This is a genomic window from Klebsiella sp. JB_Kp004 (assembly GCF_040065795.1).
Lineage (GTDB): Bacteria > Pseudomonadota > Gammaproteobacteria > Enterobacterales > Enterobacteriaceae > Klebsiella > Klebsiella quasipneumoniae.
The window spans coordinates 44,420-64,631 of sequence record NZ_JBEAKW010000045.1 but is presented as its reverse complement, the minus strand read 5'-3'; the positions used below and the strand labels follow the sequence as shown (position 1 = coordinate 64,631).

General features: G+C 63.6%; 18 protein-coding genes. 12 read left to right on the top strand and 6 right to left on the bottom strand.

Going from position 1 to position 20,212, the window contains the following annotated elements; translation table 11 throughout:
• Positions 1-72 precede the first annotated feature (72 nt).
• The 7 genes from ABLX76_RS19995 to ABLX76_RS19965 all read left to right on the top strand — a co-directional run bounded on the left by ABLX76_RS19995 (position 73) and on the right by ABLX76_RS19965 (position 7,228).
• Complete coding sequence (locus tag ABLX76_RS19995) at positions 73-1,230, top strand: prolyl oligopeptidase family serine peptidase (protein ID WP_065883377.1); 1,158 nt, start codon at positions 73-75, stop codon at positions 1,228-1,230.
• A gap of 22 nt (positions 1,231-1,252) precedes the next feature.
• The gene (locus tag ABLX76_RS19990; protein ID WP_348875140.1) at positions 1,253-2,173 is read left to right on the top strand and encodes a VOC family protein; all 921 of its coding nucleotides are present in this window, start codon (positions 1,253-1,255) and stop codon (positions 2,171-2,173) included.
• Positions 2,173-2,532 (top strand): Rieske 2Fe-2S domain-containing protein, encoded by a 360-nt coding sequence (locus tag ABLX76_RS19985; RefSeq protein WP_049013840.1) that lies wholly within the window; start codon positions 2,173-2,175, stop codon positions 2,530-2,532. Before ABLX76_RS19990 ends, ABLX76_RS19985 begins: the two co-directional genes overlap by 1 nt.
• Positions 2,510-3,493, top strand: coding sequence for a fumarylacetoacetate hydrolase family protein (locus ABLX76_RS19980; protein WP_241515776.1), 984 nt, complete (start codon positions 2,510-2,512; stop codon positions 3,491-3,493). The genes ABLX76_RS19985 and ABLX76_RS19980 overlap by 23 nt, the downstream gene beginning before the upstream one ends.
• A 3-nt stretch (positions 3,494-3,496) precedes the next feature.
• Complete coding sequence (locus ABLX76_RS19975) at positions 3,497-4,288, top strand: cyclase family protein (RefSeq protein WP_023290715.1); 792 nt, start codon at positions 3,497-3,499, stop codon at positions 4,286-4,288.
• Between the two features lie 229 nt (positions 4,289-4,517).
• Positions 4,518-5,720 carry an MFS transporter gene (locus ABLX76_RS19970; RefSeq protein ID WP_348875138.1) on the top strand — a complete coding sequence of 401 codons (1,203 nt, stop codon included), beginning with the start codon at positions 4,518-4,520 and terminating at the stop codon, positions 5,718-5,720.
• Positions 5,721-5,917: 197 nt separating this feature from the next.
• The gene (locus ABLX76_RS19965; RefSeq protein ID WP_043521376.1) at positions 5,918-7,228 is read left to right on the top strand and encodes a carbohydrate porin; all 1,311 of its coding nucleotides are present in this window, start codon (positions 5,918-5,920) and stop codon (positions 7,226-7,228) included.
• A 137-nt stretch (positions 7,229-7,365) separates the two neighbouring features.
• Here the strand turns inward: ABLX76_RS19965 and ABLX76_RS19960 are convergent, their stop codons facing one another.
• The 3 genes from ABLX76_RS19960 to ABLX76_RS19950 are packed head-to-tail and all read right to left on the bottom strand — an operon-like array spanning position 7,366 to position 11,523.
• The gene (locus tag ABLX76_RS19960; protein ID WP_348875136.1) at positions 7,366-9,810 is read right to left on the bottom strand and encodes a glycoside hydrolase family 3 C-terminal domain-containing protein; all 2,445 of its coding nucleotides are present in this window, start codon (positions 9,808-9,810) and stop codon (positions 7,366-7,368) included.
• Positions 9,785-10,408, bottom strand: coding sequence for an NADPH-dependent FMN reductase (locus tag ABLX76_RS19955; protein ID WP_048298064.1), 624 nt, complete (start codon positions 10,406-10,408; stop codon positions 9,785-9,787). Before ABLX76_RS19955 ends, ABLX76_RS19960 begins: the two co-directional genes overlap by 26 nt.
• 20 nt (positions 10,409-10,428) lie before the next feature.
• Positions 10,429-11,523 (bottom strand): LLM class flavin-dependent oxidoreductase, encoded by a 1,095-nt coding sequence (locus ABLX76_RS19950; RefSeq protein WP_014907086.1) that lies wholly within the window; start codon positions 11,521-11,523, stop codon positions 10,429-10,431.
• Positions 11,524-11,725: 202 nt separating this feature from the next.
• Here ABLX76_RS19950 and ABLX76_RS19945 point away from each other — a divergent pair, with 202 nt between their 5' ends.
• Positions 11,726-12,370 (top strand): TetR/AcrR family transcriptional regulator, encoded by a 645-nt coding sequence (locus tag ABLX76_RS19945; protein WP_348875134.1) that lies wholly within the window; start codon positions 11,726-11,728, stop codon positions 12,368-12,370.
• An 11-nt stretch (positions 12,371-12,381) separates the two neighbouring features.
• Here ABLX76_RS19945 and ABLX76_RS19940 read toward each other — a convergent pair whose 3' ends face one another.
• From ABLX76_RS19940 to ABLX76_RS19930, 3 genes are all read right to left on the bottom strand, one after another.
• Positions 12,382-13,629: an MFS transporter gene (locus ABLX76_RS19940; protein WP_023290709.1), complete on the bottom strand. Its 1,248-nt coding sequence runs from the start codon at positions 13,627-13,629 to the stop codon at positions 12,382-12,384.
• Positions 13,630-13,898: 269 nt separating this feature from the next.
• Positions 13,899-15,398, bottom strand: a complete 1,500-nt coding sequence (locus ABLX76_RS19935) for a GMC oxidoreductase (protein WP_087775177.1) — start codon at positions 15,396-15,398, stop codon at positions 13,899-13,901.
• A gap of 127 nt (positions 15,399-15,525) precedes the next feature.
• A complete protein-coding gene (locus ABLX76_RS19930; protein ID WP_243806283.1) occupies positions 15,526-16,983 on the bottom strand; it encodes an MFS transporter in 1,458 nt (485 codons plus the stop codon).
• A 220-nt stretch (positions 16,984-17,203) separates the two neighbouring features.
• Between ABLX76_RS19930 and ABLX76_RS19925 the strand changes: the two genes are divergently transcribed.
• The 4 genes from ABLX76_RS19925 to ABLX76_RS19910 all read left to right on the top strand — a co-directional run bounded on the left by ABLX76_RS19925 (position 17,204) and on the right by ABLX76_RS19910 (position 20,166).
• Positions 17,204-17,977 (top strand): TIM barrel protein, encoded by a 774-nt coding sequence (locus tag ABLX76_RS19925; protein ID WP_050533618.1) that lies wholly within the window; start codon positions 17,204-17,206, stop codon positions 17,975-17,977.
• A 20-nt stretch (positions 17,978-17,997) separates the two neighbouring features.
• Entirely contained in the window at positions 17,998-19,011 is a 1,014-nt protein-coding gene (locus ABLX76_RS19920; protein ID WP_023290705.1) for a TIM barrel protein, read from the top strand.
• Between the two features lie 11 nt (positions 19,012-19,022).
• The gene (locus ABLX76_RS19915; RefSeq protein WP_050533619.1) at positions 19,023-19,415 is read left to right on the top strand and encodes a DUF6379 domain-containing protein; all 393 of its coding nucleotides are present in this window, start codon (positions 19,023-19,025) and stop codon (positions 19,413-19,415) included.
• Positions 19,416-19,686: 271 nt separating this feature from the next.
• Positions 19,687-20,166, top strand: coding sequence for an Rrf2 family transcriptional regulator (locus ABLX76_RS19910; protein WP_023290703.1), 480 nt, complete (start codon positions 19,687-19,689; stop codon positions 20,164-20,166).
• The last annotated feature ends 46 nt before the right edge of the window (positions 20,167-20,212 follow it).

Genomic DNA, 20,212 nt, shown 5'->3' with positions numbered 1-20,212 from the left:
GTCGCCCGCAGGTGCTTTATGTGACAGTGCCTGCGCTACAGCGATTGCGACTGAATGTTGAAGGATGACCCTATGTTTCGCTATTTCCCTAAAAACTATGTCTGGAACCTGTCGGTGGATCTCTCCATCGAGATGGGCGCCCGCATCGGTGAGATCGAAGAGATGTGCGCGCCGCTATTGGCCGCGTCCGAGCATCCCGACGCCGAAGGCACCCGCGTGTTCCGGGAAACCTGGTCCCGCATGGCCGATAAATTATGCGCGCTGGCCGGCGAAGATGAGGCGCGTGGACGGCGGCTGTCGGCAGGAGAGAAATATCTTCGGGCGGCCAACTATTACCTGACCTGCGAGCGCCTGCAGGCGCATGGCGCGCCGGACCGCGATGCGCTGTACTGCCGCTTTCTCGATGTCTTTGCCGCCGGGCTGCACCATACCCATGCCAACTGTCAGCGGGTGACTATCCCCTACGAGGGCAAAACCCTGTCGGCGCTTTACGTCCGCGCCGAAGGGGCGACCGGCCGCGCGCCGCTGCTGGTGCAGGTCAACGGTCTCGACTCCACCAAAGAGATGAAATATCTGGTGGGGCTGCCGCAGTGGCTGGCGCGGCGCGGGGTCTCCTCGCTGGTGGTCGACCAGCCGGGAACCGGCGAAGCGCTGCGTCTTCACGGCATGCAGGCCCGCTATGACAGCGAGCACTGGGCCAGCCGGATCGTTGACTGGCTGGAACAGCACCCGGAGGTGGATGCCGGGCGTATCGGCATGGAAGGGGTCTCGCTGGGCGGCTATTACTGCCCGCGGGCGGTGGCGTTTGAGCCGCGCTTCGCCTGCGGCGTGGTGTGGGGCGCCAATCACGACTGGCGGGAGGTACAGCAGCGCCGCCGCGAACGCGAAGGCGATTTTCCGGTACCGCACTACTGGCAGCATGTGCGCTGGGTGTGGGGGGGCGAGGATATCGACGCTTTTATGCGCATCGCGGAGAACGTCCATCTCGACGGCATTCTCGACCGCATACGGGTGCCTTTCCTCGTCACCCATGGTGAAAAGGACTCGCAGATCCCGGTGAAATGGGCGCAGCGCACCTACGACCAGCTGGTGAACAGCCCGCGCCGCGAGCTGAAAATTTTTACTGACCGCGAGGGCGGTGTGCAGCACTCCAGCTTCGACAACTCGATTAACGCCGGGCACTACATCGCTGACTGGGTGGCGGAAGCCCTCGGCGGCCGGGTGGCCTGAACACGCATAAGGAACAACCGCGATGAATATTCTTGGTCCGGATTATCTGGTATTTGGCGTCGATGACCTGGCGGGCTGCCGACAGTTTCTTCTCGACTACGGTTTACGCGAGCAGGAGAACGGTTTCTTTAGCGCGCTGGATGGCACCGGGGTGCTGCTGCGGGAGCGTGACGATCCGTCGCTGCCCGCGGCGCTGCCCAGCGGCAGCCAGCTGCGGGAAACCGTCTATGGCGTGGCGGATAGCGCCACCCTTGAGGCGATCGCCGAGACGCTGCGCCGCGATCGCGAGGTGAAGCTCGGCGCCGACGGCGTGCTGCGCTGCGTCGATGATGCCGGCTTTGCCCTCGGGTTTCGCGTCAGCCAGCGCCAGCCGCTGCAGCGGGAAGGGGAGAAAATCAACGCCCCGGGGGATCGCGCCGGGCGGCCGGTCAACCAGACCGGGGCCAGCGCTGACATGGCGGCAGAGCCGCGCTCGCTCTCCCATGTGGTCTATTTTGTGCCGGACGCCGAGCGCGCGGAAGCCTTCTATCAACGGCTGGGCTTTGTCTGTACCGATCGCTTCACCCACGTCGGCCCCTTCCTGCGGCCCGCCGGCACCCAGGATCACCATACCCTGTTTCTGATCCAGGCCCCGCCGTTTATGACCGGTATTGAACACTTTACCTTTCATCTCGGCGGCCCCACCGAGCTGATGATGGCCGGCAGCCGCTTTCAGCAGAAGGGGTATCAGACCTTCTGGGGGCCGGGGCGCCATCAGCTGGGATCGAACTGGTTCTGGTACTTCAACAGCCCGCTCGGGTGTCACATCGAATACGACGCCGATATGGATCAGCACGATGACCACTGGCAGCCGCGCGAAGCGCTGCCGGGAGCCGATAACTCGCAATATTTCCTGCTGGGGTATCGCGAGAAGTGGGCCCCCGGTCCGGATAACGCCCGCTGATGGTTCGCCTGTGCCGTGCCGACAGCCTGGCCGAGGGCCAGGCACGGGGATTTGACCCTACGGGCAGCGGGCAGGCGACGGTGATTGCCTGCCGCTATCAGGGAATGCTCTATCTGTGGCGTAACCGCTGTCCGCATCTGGATACCCCGATGAACTGGCGGCAGGACGCTTTTTTCAACGCCCGGGGCGACCGGCTGGTCTGCTTCGCCCACGGGGCGATTTTTATGCCGGACAGCGGCCTCTGCGTGCAGGGCGCCTGCGTAGGCCAACGTCTGAGTCCGCTGGCTGGCGAGGTGGACGCCGACGGCTGGCTCTGTCTGCTGGAGGAGGCAGGTTATGAAACTGGCAACACGAGATAACGGTGAACGCGACGGCTGCCTGGTGGTGGTCTCGGGCGATTTGACGCTGATGGCCGATGCGGCGGATATCGCTCCGACGCTTCAGCAGGCGCTGGAGCAGGCCGCGCGGGTCTGGCCTGCGCTGCAGGCGCGCTATCAGGCGCTCAATGCGCGCCGCTACCCGGCGGCGCAGCCCTATGATCCCCGGCGCCTGCTGGCGCCGCTGCCCCGCGCCTGGCAGTGGCTGGACGGTTCGGCCTTCCTCAGCCATGGCGAGCGCATGCAGCGGGCCTTTCATCTGCCGCCGATTGCCGGCGCCGACCAGACGCCGCTGATGTATCAGGGCAGCGGGGACGACTTTCTTGCCCCCCACGCCGGGATAGTCTGCCGCCGGGTCGAGGACGGTCTCGACTTTGAGGGCGAGTTCGCGGTGGTGGTGGGCGAGGTACCCCAGGGGTGCTCGCCGCAGCAGGCGCTGAGCTGTATCCGCCTGATCGTCTTGCTCAACGATATCAGTCTGCGGGCGCTGGCGCCGCGCGAGATGCAGACCGGGTTTGGTTTTATTCACGCCAAACCCGCCTCGGCCTTTGCGCCGGTGGCCCTTACCCCGGATGAACTGGGCGAGGCCTGGCAGCACGGGCGGGCGGCGCTGACGCTGCAGGTGACCCGCAATGGCGAGCCGTTTGGCTGCCAGTCGGGCAGCGAGATGCATTTCCATTTTGGCGAACTGATTGCCCATGCGGCGCAGACCCGCCGCCTGCGCGCCGGGACGGTGGTGGGTTCCGGTACGGTGTCCGGGCCGGACGCCAGCCGCGGCGCCAGCTGTATCGCCGAGGTGCGGGCCATAGAGATGCTGGCCTTCGGCGAGCCGCGCACGCCGTTTTTGTCCCCGGGGGAGCGGGTGACGATGGAAGCCCACGCCCCCGATGGCCGGCCGCTGTTTGGCGTGCTGGATCAACATGTTGTGATGTTAACGGAGTAAACCATGATCAATCTTTTACAGGGGCGTCGGCTGATCGACCTCTCCGTCACCCTGGATAACAATCCCTGGACCGACCCGCCGCCGCTGCTGCCGAACATTGAGTATCAGGATCATCAGCAGGGATGGCCGGAAATGGCGGCGATGTTTCCGGGACTGGAAAAAACGCAGATGCCGGGAGAGGAGGCCTGGGCCTCGGAGCGCCTGACCGTGACGCCGCACAATGGCACCCATATGGATGCTCCCTGGCACTACAGCTCAACCACCAACGGCGGCGAACCGGCGTTTGGCATCGATGAGCTGCCGCTGGAGTGGTGCCTGCGCCCCGGCGTCCGGCTGGATTTTCGCCATGTCGCCGACGGGGCGATCCTGCAGCCGGAGGATCTGCAGCGCGAGCTGGCGCGGATCGATTATCGCCTGTCGCCGCTGGATATCGTGTTAATCAATACCGCCGCCGGCGCCCGCTACGGCCAGCCGGATTATCTGCAGCGCGGCTGCGGCATTGGCCGGGCGGCAACGCTGTGGCTGCTGGAGCAGGGGGTACGGGTGGTCGGCACCGACGCCTGGAGCTGGGATGCGCCCTTCCACTTTACCCGCGAACGCTTTCAGGCCAGCGGCGACGCCGGGCTGATCTGGGAAGGACATAAAGCCGGCAGGGAGATCGCCTATGGGCAAATGGAGAAGTTGAGCAATCTGGAGCAGCTTCCCGACCACGGCTTCTGGGTGAGCTGTTTTCCCTACAAGATCCGCCGCGGCTCGGCCGGTTTTATCCGCGCGGTGGCGATTGTCGACGCCTGAGGGAGTTGATGGTTATGTTAATTTAATGTGAATGCATTGTATTAATTGTGATAGCAATCGCAGTCCATGCCACCTGCATCCGGTAGGGTAGAACGGTATGTGTGCTGAGTTCGCTGCGGCGTGTTCAGCCAGGATACCGGGGCGACAGAGCGCCTTTCTTTATCGATAAAAAATAGAACTGTAATTCATATTCTAAATAAAAAGCAGTGACGGAGAGCGGAAGATGGTGATGCACAAGGTTTCAGCAACCCCGCGCGAGGCGGGGGCCGTACAGGCGATTTTACTGATGTTGGCGGCCCTGTTGCCGATCATGGGGACCTTGACCATGCTGCCGGTGATGCCGCTCCTGTTCGGCCATTTTGCCGCGCAGCCGCACGCCCAGCTGCTGGTGCCGATGATCATCACCATACCGGCGGTGAGCATGGCGCTGCTGGCTCCGCTGGCGGGGCGGGTGGGCGATCGCCTGAGCCGTCGTCGCCTGCTGATTGCCGCCACCGCTCTGTACGCGGGGTTTGGCCTGCTGCCGGTGATGCTCGACGATCTGTATGCCATTCTGCTGGCGCGGCTGGTGATGAGCATCGCCGACGCCTTTATTCTTACCACCGCCAATGCGCTGATTGGCGACTACTTTGCCGGCGAGGCGCGCAGCAAATGGCTGGCGGTGCAGAGCGGCATCGGTTCGATACTGTCGACGCTGATCGTGCTGGTCGCTGGCCTGCTGGGCACCCTGGGCTGGTATGGCCCGATCTACCTGTATGCGCTGGCGATCCCGGTCTTTATCGGCCTGTGCCTGTTCACCGCTGAGCCGGCGACCCGCCGTCGCGCGGACAGCGTCGCTGACGAGGAGCCTGTCGCTTTTCCACGGCGCAAAATGGCGACGATCGGCCTGATTACCCTCGCCAGCGCGATCCTCTACTTTCTCGAGCCGCTGCAGATAAGCCAGGTGTTCAGTCAGCTCGGGCTGACCTCCAGCAGCCAGATCGGCATCGCCACCGCCGTTGCGGGCATTGGCGTGCCGCTGGGCGCCTGGCTGTATGGCCGCAGCGCCAGGCAGCGTGTCGACAGGCAGTTTTTCCTTTTTTACGCCATTTTTGGCCTCGGTCTGCTGTTTATCGCCGTGGCCCGCAATCCGCTGGCCGGCGTGGCGGCAGCGTTCGTCGCGCAGGTTGGTAACGGAATGCTGATCCCCCTGATGCTGGCCTGGATGTTGGAAGCCCTGCCGGCGCCGCACCGGGCGACGGGGATCGGCATCTGGCACACCTTCTTTTTCCTCGGCATGTTCATCAGCCCGGTTCTGATGACCTTGCTGAACGGCATGACCGGCAGCATGCAGGACAGCCTGCTGCTGTTTGCGCTGCTGACGCTGGCTATCGCCGGCGCGACGGGTATCGCCAGCGCCCGGATGGGGGGCCGCCGCGCGCTGGCTCGTTAATTTCACCTGACGACATGATTACCACACGCCCGCCGGTCTCCCGGCGGGAAGGGGAGGCCATTATTTAGAAAAAGCGTACACCTTATTTAGCGTTAACTTTCAGCCTAATTAATCCCTGTAAATAAACGTATTGTGACTAATTTATTTTTCACGATATGGCGCATCTTACCTGCAAAAAATAAAAATGAGGGTTTATTATGAGTCTCTGCTGTACCGACGTAAGTAAGAAAATAGTGTTTCCACTTTCGGCGCTGACGCTGGCGATATTCTCCAGCACCGCGCTGGCCGATACCTGGACCTGTGAGCAACTGGATAAACTGAATACCCGCTCCGCGCAGGTCGTCAGCCCTCCGTCGACCTGCGAATCGCTCATCGGTGATATTGGCGGCTTTCGCAGCGCGCTGGCCGACCGCGGGTGGGGCGTCCAGTTAAGCTGGAACCCGATGGTGATGTACGATCTGAAAGGCCAGTCCGCTGACCCGCAACAATATGCCGGGCAGAATTTTACCTGGTCGCAAAATATGTCGCTGAACGTCACCTACGATTTAAGCCGAATTGGTTTTAGCAAAGACGCGCAATTTACCTTTTCTCCCCAGTGGGCGACCTCGAATTATCATGATAGCTATCCGGAACTGCATAATATTGCGGTGCTGGCGGTGAACCAGCCCTTATTAAACGGCCAGCTGGAACTGCAGTATGGTTTTTATCCGTTAATTCGTCAGTTTTACGGCATGGTGCTGGGGGGGAACTCCTCCTCCGCCGCGCTGGGGCCGACCAGCGTGATCCCGGTGCAGGTGGGGATCAGCCTCAACGCGCCGACGCCGACCTTCACCGCCATCGTCCGCGACAGCGATAAGAAGTTCTATAACAACTTTGCCGTCAGCCGCAGTATGTCGCCTGCCGGACATCTCGACGACGTGGAGCAGAACCCCTCGGGGCTGAAATGGCACGTCGATGGCGCCAACCCGATCCTGGTGAATGAGTTTGGCTTTAAGCAGGCGGCGGGCGAGTCGCAGCGATCGCTGTGGTTCCGCGCCGGGGCTATCTATAACACCTCGCACTACCAGTATTTTGACCAGCCCGGCGACAGCAGTAGTAACTATGCGTTCTACGTCGCCAACACCATGCAGCTGACCCAGCCGAAAAAAGGGCTTCCGCTGGGGCTGTATCTCGATGTGAAAGCGGACTACGCGCCGGACGATCGCAATGCTTACACCAGCGACTTCCAGGTGACCTTCTTTGACATCGGCCTGTTTCCCGGCCGCGAGCAGGATATGACCTCGCTGGGCTACACCCGCTCCTTTATCAGTAAGAAGTTCCGCGATTATGTCGGCGAGGCGGGGATGGAAGCGCCGCAGAGCATCAACGCCATCTCCCTGTCGCACGCCCTGCGTGTGACGAAAGGGATTTACTGGATCAACGGTATCACCTGGCAGGATAACCCGACGCTGGTGCCGAAGCATGAGTCGGCGGTCCTCTGGCAGTCCTCGATGTACTGGAACTTCTGACCACAGACCACCTGAGGATTTTAACCCCGCCCGCCGGTACGCTGCCGCCGGGCGGTTTTTTTTTCGCGAATCGGCTGGCGCAGGAATAAAAAAAGAGGGCCGGCGTGTTGCCGACCCTCTTTGACATCGATCCGGGCTTAGCCCCGGTGGCTGATTTTCCCGTCGGGAGTCAGCACGAAATCGAAGGTTGCCCGGATATCGTCGCTGGCGAAACCCACCGCCAGCTGCCAGGGGCCGCTGGCCAGGCGCCATTCCTGGGCTGGCACCTGCCAGCGCTGCAGCGCGTGACGCGGCAGGGCAAGGGTCAGGGCGGCTTCCTCGTGCGCCGGGACGCTGACCGCCGCAAACTCCGCCAGCGCCGACCAGGCCGTCTCCGGCCCCCGCAGGTAGAGCTGGACCACTGCTTTTCCAGCGCGGGCGGCGCGGTTTTCCAGCCGGCAGCGCAGTTGCAGAGCGTCCACCTCGTCGCCTGTCAGCGCGGCGGCGCTCAGGGTGATATCGGCATACCCCAGACCGTGACCAAAGGCCCAGGCGGCGGGGCGTTCGCGGGCGTTAAACCAGCGATAGCCCACCTGCTGGCGCTCGTGGTACCAGAGATCCCCTGCGGCGTCCGGCGTCAGGCTGCGCACCGGATAGTCGTCCAGACGCTGGGCGAAGGTCACCGGCAGGCGACCGCCAGGCTCACGATCCCCGGCCAGCACCGAGGCCAGCGCCGGGCCAAACTCCTGGCCCGGATACCAGACGACCATGACCGCCGCCGCGTCGGCGAGACACCCGGTATCCACCGGATGGGCGACGTTGAGCACCACCACCGTCCGCGGATTCGCCGCGCAGACGGCGCGGATCAGAGCGACCTGATGCGCCGGCAGCGCGGTAGCGTCCCGGTCGATACTCTCCAGACCGGCATCGGCCGTTTCGCCTATCACCAGCACCACGCTGTCGGCCGCCCGGGCATGGTCGACCGCCTGCTGCAGCAGGTCGATGGTTTGCGGGGGCTGGCAGCCGAACCAGATGCCGTGGGCGATACTGCTGCCCAGCGCCATCTCGGCCCGGAAGGTCAGGGTTTCCCCCGCCTGCAGCGGGAAGTCGAGACGGGTATGCGGGGCTTGCATCAGCTTGCCCATGATATCTCCATCCAGCGCCTCGCCGTTAAAGGTCGCCATGCGCTCGCCGTTCAGCTGCAGGGCGATCTCCCCGGTGCCGCCGATCCAGAAGCCGTAGCGGCCGCTCACCGGCGCGGTGAACTGGCAGCTTACCGTCACGGTGGCGCGTTCGGTCAGGCGCAGCATGTCGCCGACGCCCGGCATATCGCGGAACCAGATCAGCGAGGAGGCGTCGCGCACCTCCTGATGAACCACGCCCCCGTCGGCGGTGGCGTAGGCAACGTCCAGGCCGCGCTCGCCGGCGGCGGTGCGCAGCGGCAGATGATGCAGAGGCGGGATGCGGTAATCGCTCTCCCCCCCCTGGGCATAGCTTACTTCGACCCCGGCGGCGGAAAAGCGCTGGCGAATGGCCTCCAGAGGAGAGATCAGCCCCGGCATCAGCGCCACTCTGGCAAAGGTCCCGCCCTGGAAGCAGGGCGTCGTGGCGTTGGGGCCAATCACCGCCAGCCGCTGTCCCGCCTGCGCGGCGAGGGGCAGCAGTCGCTGGCGATTGTGCAGCAGGACAAACCCCGCCGCCGCCGCCTCTTCGAGGGTGTGACGCCGCTGCGCCTCGGCGGCGGCAGAGCCATCCCAGGGCAGGGGATGGCTGACCCGTTCGGCCAGCCGCGCCAGCCGGACGGCGGCATCGTCCAGCCGCCGGGCGTCGCTGTCGGTGTCCATCAGCGCGGGCAGCAGGCGCTCGCCCATATGGCGGGCCGGGCCCGGCATCTCCAGATCCAGCCCGGCGCGGAAGCTGGCCGGGCCGTTCTGGGTGCCGAACCAGTCGGACATCACCAGCCCGTCCCAGCCGAGATCGCGCTTCAGCCACTGGCTGATGGCCTGATGCTGCTCGGCGCAATAGATCCCGTTTACCCGGTTATAGGCGGTCAGCATGCCCCAGACGCCGCGGCTGGCCGCCACTTCGAACGGCCAGAAATAGACTTCGCGCAGGGTGGCTTCATCGACGACCACGTTCATGGTCCGCCGATCGGTTTCCGAATCGTTGCAGACCATATGCTTGACGATGCAGCCCACCCCCTGGCGCTGGACGCCGTCGATCCACGCCGCGCCGAGCTCGGCGATATGCCGCGGGTCTTCGCCGAAAAGCTCAAACGCGCGGCCGGCAAGGGGGCTGCGCAACAGGTTCAGGTTAGGCGCCAGCAGCGCCTGCGTTCCGGTGCGCAGCGCCTCCTCGCCGATGACGCCGCCAACCCGGCTGACCAGCTGGCGGTCCCAGCTGGCGCCAAGCGCCAGCCCGCAGGGGCTGAGCAGGGCAATATCCCGCTCGTCAACCCGGCCGCCGGTGATCCCCATCGGGCCGTCGGACAGGGTGACTGAACCCAGCGTGGAGTGGGGGATAGGGTGGGTGGACCACATCCCCATCCCGGCGGTGAGCCGCGCTTTTTCGGCAACGCTAAGCGACAGACTGAGCGCAGGCATCGGCATGTCTCCGTAAGGGGGCAGCGGGGGCGAAGGCCAGCGCTTGTTCGGCTACGGTGGCCAGCGCGCGCTGGACCGCGTCGTCGGTGCAGCGGCCCTCGCTGTCGAACAGCGACACGCCGGCGGTGTTGAGGGTCACCCCCAGCGGAGTCGGCCAGCCGCGCAGGGCGTGAACGATCCCGCGCATGGCGCCGAGGGTGGTGTTGCAACCCTGCCAGCCGGCGGCGGTGACGATGCAGCCCACCGCCCGGCCATCAAGATAGACCCGGCTGTCGCCGCGCAAATCTTCCAGCAGGTCGATGGCGTTCTTCACCAGGCCAGACACCCCGCCGTGGTAGCCCGGCGAGGCCAGCAGAATGCCGTCGGCCTGGCGCACGGCGTCGACAAACGCCGTCTCCTGCGGCGTGCGGGTGGTGACTTCCGGGTTAAACGGCGGCAGGGCCGCCAGTTCAGCGCCGCCGAACAGCTGGGTCTGCGCGCCGAGCGTGCGGGCGTGGGCCAGCGCGGCGGCGAGGGCGCGCTCGGTGCTGGAGCCCGGGCGGGTGGTGCCGCCGATGCCGATCAGCAGCGGCGGGCGTGAGAAAGCAGGTTTATTCATAGCAGGATCTCCCGGTCGGATTAGCGAAAGCGCGGCAGGATCTGGTCCGCAAACAACGAGATCGACTGCTGGCTCAGGCGCAGGCGTTCCTCGGTCAGCGGGCCGTTGGTGAAGCCGAGCAGCACGTTGCCGATGCCCAGCTGCTGATGGCGTTCCAGCTCCTCGGCGACGGTCTCCGGGCTGCCGTACAGGCACCAGGTTTTGATCCACTCTTCGCTGAAACAGTCCGGATGGCGGTGCAGCGTCACGCCGCTGAACTCTTCCGCCCGCTTGTTGTACTCATATTCCCGGTCGATGGCCTGCTGGTACCAGCCCATGATCTGCAGCATCTCTTCGCGGGCCTGCTCGTCGGTGGGGGCAATATGGACGCACTGCCAGGTGTGGGTGGTCCACGAGAGGCAGTGGTTCACCACCTCGTCGCTATGGCCGGCGTTGAGCAGGGCATCGCGGTAGCGGGTGAAATAGTGGGTCAGCTGGCCAAACGGATCGTTGCTGGCCGGGATCGGCGGAGTAAACGCGGGAATAAAGGCCGGCCAGCCGTTATCGGCGGCGCGCTGCATGCTGGTTTCACGCAGCGCCACCGGCATAATGCGGTTGAACGGTTTTTGCCAGGGGGCAGGAACGATGCGCTGGACTACCGCGCCCTTATAGTGACCGGTTTCGAAAATGATCGGGTCGTCTTCAATATTTTTCTCCCACAGCCGCTGGACCAGATCGAGGTTCTCCTGCAGCAGGCTGGAGGCGTCCTTGTAGTTCACGCCAAAGCCGATCATCTCTTCCGGCGTGGTGCCGCTGCCGATGCCCACCAGCAGGCGGCCTTCGGTGAGTTGATCCAGCAGGTTAACGCGCTCGGCGAAGCGCACCGGGTGGTGCAGCGGGACGGTGGTCACCGACATGCCGAAGTGGATCTTTTTCAGCTGGCCGGCCAGGTAAGCGGCGAAGACAAACGGATCGCTGGACATCGGCGCATAGCCGGTGAAGTGATGGTCTGGCATAAAGACCGCATCGAAGCCGCGATCTTCGGCCTGGCGCGCATGATCGATCAGCGACTGCATGACAAAACGATCCTGCTCGGGGGCGGTGGAACGGCCGACGAGGAAAACAGAGAAACGCATAGCAACTCCTGGGTTGTGTGGTGGTTGTTATTATTAAATAGAACTAGAATTATGATTCTAGTTGTTTATCAAAGAATGAAAATGACCGCCATCACACTTTTGCCACATCGCCGACGGGGGAGTCGGGTGGGCAATTTGCAGCGTGGTCGCTAACTGCAATACACTGCGGGGGTTTTCTATGGATAAAGAGGTGAGAACTGCGATGACCGATCTTCCCGCGATGCGCCAGCCGAAACAGGACCGGAGCCGGGTGGCGCTGGAGCGGCTGATGGCCGCCAGCCGTGAAATCCTGCATGAAGGCACCTTTGAGCTGCTGACCATTGCTGAAATCAGTAAACGCTCGGGCGTTTCTGTCGGCTCGATCTATGCCCGCTTCGGCGGCAAAGAAGATCTGTTTATCGCCGTCATGATGGAGGTGATGCAGGAGCTGGACGCCGAATGGCAGCAGCTGATCCAGCAGCTGCACGCGCGCAATCTGCCGCTGCGCCAGCGGCTTCCGGCGCTGATGGATGTCCAGGCGGAGTATCTGCGTCGCCATGCCGGGATCCTGCGGCCGTTTATGGCGCGGGCGGATGATGAGCGCGTGGCGGGGATTGGTAAAGCCGCTTACCAGAAAAATGAGCAGACCTTCATCGACCAGCTGCTCGACGCCGCGGCGGAGATCCGCCACCCGGAGCCAGAGCAGGCCGCCCGCTTCTGCTTTACGGTTTCGTATGCCGCGCTGGCGCGCTTCCTCGGCCTGGGGTCGGCGGCAGAAGCCGCCGGCGAGGGCGACTGGGAACAGCTCAAACGCCATCTGGGCATGATGTTTCTGAGCTATCTGGTTACCCCCGTCGAGGCCGGCTAAGCCGCGGGATTTTACTTCGCTAACTGCCAGGCGCTGGCCTGCTTGTGCTGACGCAGGCGCTGGCTATGGCGGGAGAAGGTATAAAGAAATATCGCGGCGGCCAGCACCAGCGCTGCGATGCCGAGCGTCAGGAAGGCGCTCAGCACATCGTTCCCGGCCCGCAGGCGGATCGCGCCGACGATAATCGGGCTGACGAACATGCCCGCGAAGAAGGCCCCGGACCAGGCGCCCATCGCCCGGCCGCAGTAGGCGGGCGGAATCAACGATCCTACCCAGTAAATCATCGCATTAATCGCCATGCCGGCACCCAGCTGCTGGATGGCGGAGCCGATCCCCATGGCGATCAGCGTCCGCGATTCGCCCACCACCAGCATTCCGATCCCCATCAGGCAGAGCATGATGGCGAGCACGCGCTCCGGCGTATAGCGGCGGGAGACCAGACCGAACAGCAGCGAACCGACCGGCACGGCGAGGCTGACCAGCGACATAATCAGGCCGATACGCTGCGGGCTGGCGTTTTGCAGGGTATGAAAGGCGTTGGCGCCGTTGATGGTGTACACGTAATAAATGATGGCGCAGACAAAGGTAAGCACGCTGAGGGCGATCACTCGCGGCCACGGAAACGGATTATGCTGCGCCGCCTGGGCGGCGTGCTGCGGACGGGCCGCCTGAGCGGGTTCGAACATCCAGAAGTACATCGCCAGAAACAGCAGGATGGCGACAAAGTAGATCATAAAGGCGCCGTTCCAGCGCAGGGCGGTCAGATAGCCGGAGCTGGCCAGCACCAGCACCGCCAGCGCCGGGCCAATCACCCCCTGCACCGTCAGCCAGAAGCGGCGCTGTTTGTCGTCAAAGTAATCGATCAGCATGGTGTTAGCGATGGTCAATACCACCGCCTCCGCCAGCCCGACGCCGAGGCGGCTGCAAAAGATGCCGGTCAGGGAGGTGATGTACAGCGGCATTGTGCCGCAGATGCCATACAGCAGCGTGGCGCTGAGCAGCAGTTTGCGGCGGCCAAATTTATCCGCCAGCCAGCCGGTGCAGGGCCCGGCGATGGCGATCACCAGACCGGGCGCGGTGAGCATCAGCGGCACCAGGGTTTCGACATAAGGCACGCCGGCAAAGTGCTGGATCAGCGTCGGGACCGCCGGCGCCAGGGAAACGATCGCCAGGATGGGCAGAAAGGCGGTCAGGGCGATGATGATGCCCTGGATCGCGCCGGCTTGCGGCGCGTGGGGCGGATTCAGACTATGGCTCACGACGTTCTCCTTTTATCGCGCGGGTCGCCTGTCGTTGGCGGCGGCGCGGTTTTTTAGTATGCAGGTCAGGGATACAGGTGGCGGCGGGAATAGCCGCGGATTTAAGAGTAGGAGCAGGAACGGCGCGGAGAAAAATTGTGATTACGTATGTGATCCATCACAAACAAAAATACCATTGGTTTTATGTGGTTTTTTGCGGCAATAAAAAGGCGACCGGTGTCGCCTTTCGCGGGGAGCGGGGCCGCTTGTGCCCCGGTGAGCCAGAGGCGCTACAGCAGCCGCGCCACGATATCGTCAGCGGCGAGGATCGCCAGCGCGACGCTGGTCAGCGTCGGGTTGCAGGCGGTTGAGGTGGGGATCGCGCCGTTGCCGCCGACGTACAGATTGTGAAAACCCCAGACCCGCGAGTGGCGGTCGGCCACGCTGTTGCCGTCGTTCGCTTCTCCCAGGCGACAGGTTCCCTGGTAATGCAGCGAGGTGCCCGCCGGCAGGATCATGGCCTCCCCGCCGGGCGCCACGCGGCCCAGCGCGGCGCCGACGCGTTCAGTCACTGCCACCGCCTGCTGTAAACGGCGGCGATCGCCGTCGGTTAACTGATAGTTCAGCTGCATTTTCGGCAGCCCTACGGCGTCGGTGTCATCACTGAAGACGATCCGATCCTCTTCGCGCAGCTCCTTGGCGAGGAACAGCCCCAGGCCCACCACCGGCTTCGCCGGGGTACCCGACGGCTGGGCAAAGGCGATCGGCGAAGTATCCATCTGCATCAGCTGACCGTGGAACGGAAAATCGGGCTCATGGAACGGCAGCCAGGTGACGCCGGAGACATTGTCCCGTCCGTCGCGCACCGGGGAGGTCGGCGCGACGGCGGCCGGCGGGGCGTCCACTTCAATCAGAGCGATCACCTGCGGCTGATCGTTGAGCCAGCGCCCCAGCGCCCGCGGACGGATGCCCGAGGCGTACAGCAGCTGCGGCGTACGCAGCGCATCGGCGGCGACCACTACCGCTTTGGCCGTCACCACATACTGTTCGCCGGTACGCAGATCGCGCAGCTCCGCCCCGCGGGCGACGCCGTCCTCGCTGAGGATCCGCGTGCACAGGGTGGCGGTGCGGATCTCCACCCCGCGCTGGCGGCGGGTCTCTTCCTCCGCCAGCTCGCCGAGCACCGCGTCGACGCCGGACCAGCGCGGCTTGCCCTCCGGCGTCGCGGCGCAGGCCAGCGGCATGGGCTGCGCCAGCCGCGCCGGCGGACGGTCGCTGGCGAAGTGCTGATTAAGGGCATCGACGATTTGCCGGCCGATGGCGGTGGCCGGAAATCCTTCGCGGGTCACCTGCAGATAATGCTCTGCCGACTCCCAGGCGTCGGCCATCTCCCGGGGATCGAGAAAGGGAATGACTTCGCTGCCGCCCGGTCGCGGACAGGCGCAGGTCCAGTGGACGCCCATGCCGCCGAGGTTAGTGGAGAGCGCGGCGGCTGGCATGCCGCTGTGGGGCGCCGTCGGGTCGAGAAGATGGGTGCCGGGCCGCGCCTGCAGGGCGTCTGCCGGCAGGTTTTCCGGCAGGGCGGCCAGCGGAAACGCCCGGGCGCGGTCGTAGGCCGTTTCCCGCTGCGCTGGCGCCAGGTTGCGGATATTAACCCCGGTGGCGGGCGTCAGCGCTTCGCCGGCTTCCACCACCAGGATCCGCGCGGCGCGGCGGTCGGCAATCCGCCGCGCGAAAGCGGCGCCTACCGGGCCGCTGCCAATAATCAGTACATCGATGTTCTCATCCATATCAGTCCTTGCCTTTGTTGTTCTCCGGGCGCATGCCCGTTGCAGGTGTACAGAAAATAGGTACTACAGCTTTGTGCGTCCTGATAAATGGTTCCTCATGATAGCAGCCATTGCCGGACGCGATAGGTCATGGCTTCCCTGGCGGGGGAAGCACCGAGACGGGCAGCAGGCGGCTGAGGGCGGTAATCGCCAGCAGGATCAGGGCGCCAAGGGTCAGCAGGGTGATAAATGCCCCGCGCCAGGCGTCCGGCGCGGAGGCGCTTTGCGCCAGATAGAAGCCGCCAAGGGTCGCCATGCCGAGGGTGGCGCCGAACTGCTGGCCGGTGCGAAATAATCCCGACGCCGCGCCGGCGTGGGCCACCGGGATCGCCGCCATGGCAAAGGCCGGCAGCGGGGCGGAGATAAGCCCCATCCCACAGCCGCACAGGCCGAACCCGAGACCCAGCGCGGTCAGCGGTAGCGTCCCCGGCGCCGCGGCGATCCCGTAGCCCATCAGCAGCAGGCCGCTCATCTGCACGGCCACCCCGACCAGCGTCACGTTACGCCCAAGACGAGGCGATAGCCGGCGGCCGGCGACGGCGATGGAAAACATCGCCCCGAGGGCGAAGGGGATGTGCAGCAGGGCGGTATGGAACGGGCTGAAGCCCAGCCCGCTCTGCAGCACCAGCGCGGTGGCCAGCAGCAGCGAGGCGGTGGTCAGTTGATAGAGCAGGGTGATGATGATCCCGGCGCGAAAGAAGCGGTCGCGCAGCACCGCGGGGGGTAACAACAGCGTGCCGCCCCGGCGTTCACGGCCCAGCAGATGACGCCAGAGGAGGGCCACCGTGATGAGCGACAGCAGCGGCGGCAGCGCCATCCATAGCGGCCAGCGCAGGGCGGGGCCTTCGATCAGGGTGAGCAGCAGCGCGCCGCCGCCCACCACCGCCAGCAGGGTACCCAGCGGATCGATACCTTTGGCCTCCGGGCTGCGCACCGCCGGCAGCGCCCGCCAGGCCAGTATCACGGCGACGACGATCACCGGCACGTTGATCAAAAAGATCGGCCGCCAGCTAAGGCCGAACAGATTGCTTTCGATGATGATCCCGCCGAGCACCGGGCCGAGGATCCCGGCGGCGCCGCCGAGCAGGCCGAAAATACTCATCACCCGGAAACGTTCGTGCGGGCGATACAGAACCTGCATCAGGGAGAGGATTTGCGGGCCCATCATCGCCCCGCTGGCCCCCTGCGCAATACGCATCGCCACCAGCATCTCCGGGCTGGCGGCCAGCCCGCAGCCGGCCGACGCAGCGCCAAACGCCAGCAGTCCGCTGATAAACAGCCGCCGGTAGCCATACAGATCGCCGAGCCGACCGCCGGTGAGCAGCAGAATGGAGAAAAAGAACAGGTAGCCGGTGACCACCCATTCAATTTGCCGCGGGCTGGCGAGCAGATCCCGCTGTACCACCGGGATGGCGACATTAATGATCGAGACGTCGATGATCTCCAGCACCAGCGCTATCGAAACCACCAGCGTGGCCAGCGTGCGCTGCCGCTCGCTGGTATAGGGAGGCGCCTGAACCGCGGCCGCCGAAGCGTTATTGAGCATGATGTACCTTCAGATTTGGTTAAAAACTTGTTAAATAATGTTGACAATTTATAGCAACCAGAGATTAGAATTAGAGCACTCATTCTGGTTATGCCGCGTCAGATCCTGCTGTTGACCGCGAAGCCAGAAGGGAAGGCGTCACACTGCCGCTCCGAAACAGAATAAGAATTCTTATTCTAATTTTGTTTGTTTTGATCTGGCAAGTAGAGAAGGGGGTCGGATGTATTTGTCCGCATGTATTGAATGGCTGTTTCGTGAAGAGTATCCCGATTTCAGCGATCGGGTCCGGGCGGCGAAAGCGCAGGGATTCAGCCACGTTGAGTTTCATCTCTGGCGTGATAAACCGCTGGCGGCGCTGGCGCAGGCGCTGGAGGAGACCGGCGTGAGGCTGTCGAGCTTCGTGGTGGAGCCCCGGCGCAGCCTGGTGGATCCGGCGGAGCATGAGCAGTTTCTGGCGGCGGTGAGCGACAGCCTGGCGGCCTCGCGCCAGCTGGGGTCGCCGCCGCTGGTGGTGGCCTCCGGCTTCAGCCGCGAAGGGGTGGCGATCGCCGAACAGCAGGCGCAGGCGATCCACATCCTGCGCCAGGCGGCGACGCTGGCGGAAGCCGCCGGGGTCACTCTGCTGCTGGAGCCGCTCAACACCCGCATCGATCATCCGGGGATGTTCTTAAACGACACCCGGCTGGCGCTGGACATTATCGAGGCGGTCGACAGCCCGCGGCTGCAGCTGCTGTTTGACGTCTATCACTCGCTGGTGATGGAAGAGGAGATGGAGGAGGTGCTCGGCGGCAGAATGCACCGGGTGGGACACGTGCAGATAGCGCAGGCGCCGGAACGTAACGAACCGGATCCGCGCAGCGGCGAGTGGCCAGAAGTGATCGCCCGGCTGCAACGCCTGGGCTACAACGGGGCCATTGGCCTGGAGTATAAACCGTCGCTGCCCGCAGCGGCCTCGGTGGCCCGCGCCCGCGAAGCGACCGGCTTATCCTGTTAACCAACTTACCTGGTACTTTTATGACTCAGAAAATAAAACGCGGCGTCAGTCTGTACAGCTTTCAGAATGAGACCTATCTCGGCAAGATGTCCCTCGATCAGGCGATCGGTCACTGCGCGGCGTTCGGCGCCCGCGGCATTGAAGTCGTCGGCGAACAGACCTTCGCCGGCTGGCCGGAGTGCGGCATGCCGGAGGCGGCGATCGCCGACTGGCACCGTCTGATGCAGCGCCATGACACGGTGCCGGTGTGCCATGACTTTATGCTCGACTATAAACGCTATAAAGACCGGCCGATGCCGTTTGACGAGCAGGTGCGCAGCGTGCAAAACGACATCGATTTTGCCGCCCGGCTGGGCATGCGCTTTATCCGCTCTCTGGTTTCCGTGGCGCCGGAGGTGCTGGTGGCGGCGGCGCCTTATGCGGAAGACAAAGGGATCACCATTCTGCTGGAGGTGCACGCCCCGCTGCATTTCGACCATCCGTGGATTATTCGCCATGCCGAAGCCTATGAAAAAGCCAACACCCGGGCGCTGGGCTTCCTGCCGGATATGGGGATGTTTTTAGCCCGCTTCCCGCGGGTGTGGAAAGAGCGCTTTATTCGTAACGGTTGCCCGCAGGCGGCGGCGGATTTTATCGAGAAAGCCTATGAGGAGCGGACGCTCAGCGAATACGTGATCCTGGATGTGATGCAAAAATGGGGGCCGGGCCCGCAGCTGGCGATGGCGGAAACGCTGCGCCACAACGCGGCGTTCGAGCCGAAGCGGATGCTCGATTTTATGCCGCGGATCCACAACATTCATGCCAAATTCTACGAAATGACCGACGAGATAAGCGAATGGTCAATTCCCTACGATGAGATCTTCCGCGTGCTGCAGAAGGGCGGCTATGAGGGGTATGTGTGCTCCGAGTATGAAGGCAACCGCTGGGTGGAAGATGCGCAGGAGGTGGACAGCCTGGAGCAGGTCCGCCGCCAGCAGCTGATGTTCTGTCGCCTGTTAGATGAAACCCCACCCCCGGCGCTGCTGGGTCAGTAAGGAGCATTATCATGTTTGATCAGCATATTATCTGCCGCGAAGGTTTCGGCAACGTCACCCGCGACGGGGAAATTATCGGCGTGCGCTTTTTGGCCCGTCTGCCTTACTACCGCGGTCTGGGTCTGTCGATGGTGGAAGATATTGCCGTGACCCTCAACGGCGAAGCCATCCCGCGGCAGGCGATCCGCCTGGCGCTGCGCGGCCGGGAGTGGACGCTCGACGAGCTGGAGAGCGTCTACGACGACCGGTGGAACTTCGGTGAAAAGGCGACCATCACGGTGCTCAAACCCGGCGGCCTGCCGGCCGGCTGGCATCGCCTGAAGGTGGCCGAGAGGCTGCGGATCTCCTATCTGCCGTTTGTGCCGGTGACCACCTTTGAAACCGAGCTGGAGTTAACGGCGTAACCTCCCGCAGATCCGCTGCCGTTATGGCAGCGGATTTCTATACCACCGGGCAGCCACCGGGCAGCGCTGAGGAGATTGCCGTCCAGTCAAACCGCTTCGGAAGAGCGCGGTTTCCCAGCCCGACTGTGCAGACGAAATAGGAAAATTTACTTCGCAGGCTAACCGCAGATTGCTTCAAAAAAATTCCCGTATTTGTTATATTGTTGTTCATTGATTACTCACCTCTGCGGTGCCAAAAAGAACAAGATTCACCGCAACCCAGGACAATACCATGTTAGATTACCGCTTCCCGACAGCTTTGCAGATGGTTCTCAGCGTAGCAATGGCGGAGCAGATGGGTGAACGTTCGACGAGTGCGATTCTGGCCTACGGCCTGGAAGCCAACCCGAGCTTTATCCGCAAATTAATGGTTCCGCTCACCCGTGACGGCATCATTGTCTCCACGCTTGGCCGCAACGGCTCTATTCATCTTGGCCGCCCGGCGGACAAAATCACTCTGCGTGATATCTATCTTTCCGTTATCGAAGATAAAAAACTGTGGGCGTCGCGCCCTGACGTCCCGGCCCGCTGCGTGGTCAGCGCCAACGCCTGCTGGTACTTCAAATCGGTCGCTGACGAAGCGGAGCAGGCTTCGCTAAACGTCCTCGCTCGCCATACCGTGGCCAGCGCGCTGGAGGCGCTTAAAAACGCCGATACCAGCGGCTGCGACCCGGTACCGGAAATGATCGCCCGCTTTAAAAAAGCGCATTAATCCTGGTCCTGACGAAAAAAAACCGCCTTCAGCTGAAGGCGGTTTT

What these genes read in the sequence shown, in the direction of transcription:
- ABLX76_RS19995 (WP_065883377.1), top strand. Translation starts at nt 73, where the DNA reads ATGTTTCGCTATTTCCCTAAAAACTATGTCTGGAACCTGTCGGTGGAT.
- ABLX76_RS19990 (WP_348875140.1), top strand. Translation starts at nt 1,253, where the DNA reads ATGAATATTCTTGGTCCGGATTATCTGGTATTTGGCGTCGATGACCTG.
- ABLX76_RS19985 (WP_049013840.1), top strand. Translation starts at nt 2,173, where the DNA reads ATGGTTCGCCTGTGCCGTGCCGACAGCCTGGCCGAGGGCCAGGCACGG.
- ABLX76_RS19980 (WP_241515776.1), top strand. Translation starts at nt 2,510, where the DNA reads ATGAAACTGGCAACACGAGATAACGGTGAACGCGACGGCTGCCTGGTG.
- ABLX76_RS19975 (WP_023290715.1), top strand. Translation starts at nt 3,497, where the DNA reads ATGATCAATCTTTTACAGGGGCGTCGGCTGATCGACCTCTCCGTCACC.
- ABLX76_RS19970 (WP_348875138.1), top strand. Translation starts at nt 4,518, where the DNA reads ATGCACAAGGTTTCAGCAACCCCGCGCGAGGCGGGGGCCGTACAGGCG.
- ABLX76_RS19965 (WP_043521376.1), top strand. Translation starts at nt 5,918, where the DNA reads ATGAGTCTCTGCTGTACCGACGTAAGTAAGAAAATAGTGTTTCCACTT.
- ABLX76_RS19960 (WP_348875136.1), bottom strand. Translation starts at nt 9,810, where the DNA reads ATGCCTGCGCTCAGTCTGTCGCTTAGCGTTGCCGAAAAAGCGCGGCTC.
- ABLX76_RS19955 (WP_048298064.1), bottom strand. Translation starts at nt 10,408, where the DNA reads ATGAATAAACCTGCTTTCTCACGCCCGCCGCTGCTGATCGGCATCGGC.
- ABLX76_RS19950 (WP_014907086.1), bottom strand. Translation starts at nt 11,523, where the DNA reads ATGCGTTTCTCTGTTTTCCTCGTCGGCCGTTCCACCGCCCCCGAGCAG.
- ABLX76_RS19945 (WP_348875134.1), top strand. Translation starts at nt 11,726, where the DNA reads ATGACCGATCTTCCCGCGATGCGCCAGCCGAAACAGGACCGGAGCCGG.
- ABLX76_RS19935 (WP_087775177.1), bottom strand. Translation starts at nt 15,398, where the DNA reads ATGGATGAGAACATCGATGTACTGATTATTGGCAGCGGCCCGGTAGGC.
- ABLX76_RS19930 (WP_243806283.1), bottom strand. Translation starts at nt 16,983, where the DNA reads ATGCTCAATAACGCTTCGGCGGCCGCGGTTCAGGCGCCTCCCTATACC.
- ABLX76_RS19925 (WP_050533618.1), top strand. Translation starts at nt 17,204, where the DNA reads ATGTATTTGTCCGCATGTATTGAATGGCTGTTTCGTGAAGAGTATCCC.
- ABLX76_RS19920 (WP_023290705.1), top strand. Translation starts at nt 17,998, where the DNA reads ATGACTCAGAAAATAAAACGCGGCGTCAGTCTGTACAGCTTTCAGAAT.
- ABLX76_RS19915 (WP_050533619.1), top strand. Translation starts at nt 19,023, where the DNA reads ATGTTTGATCAGCATATTATCTGCCGCGAAGGTTTCGGCAACGTCACC.
- ABLX76_RS19910 (WP_023290703.1), top strand. Translation starts at nt 19,687, where the DNA reads ATGTTAGATTACCGCTTCCCGACAGCTTTGCAGATGGTTCTCAGCGTA.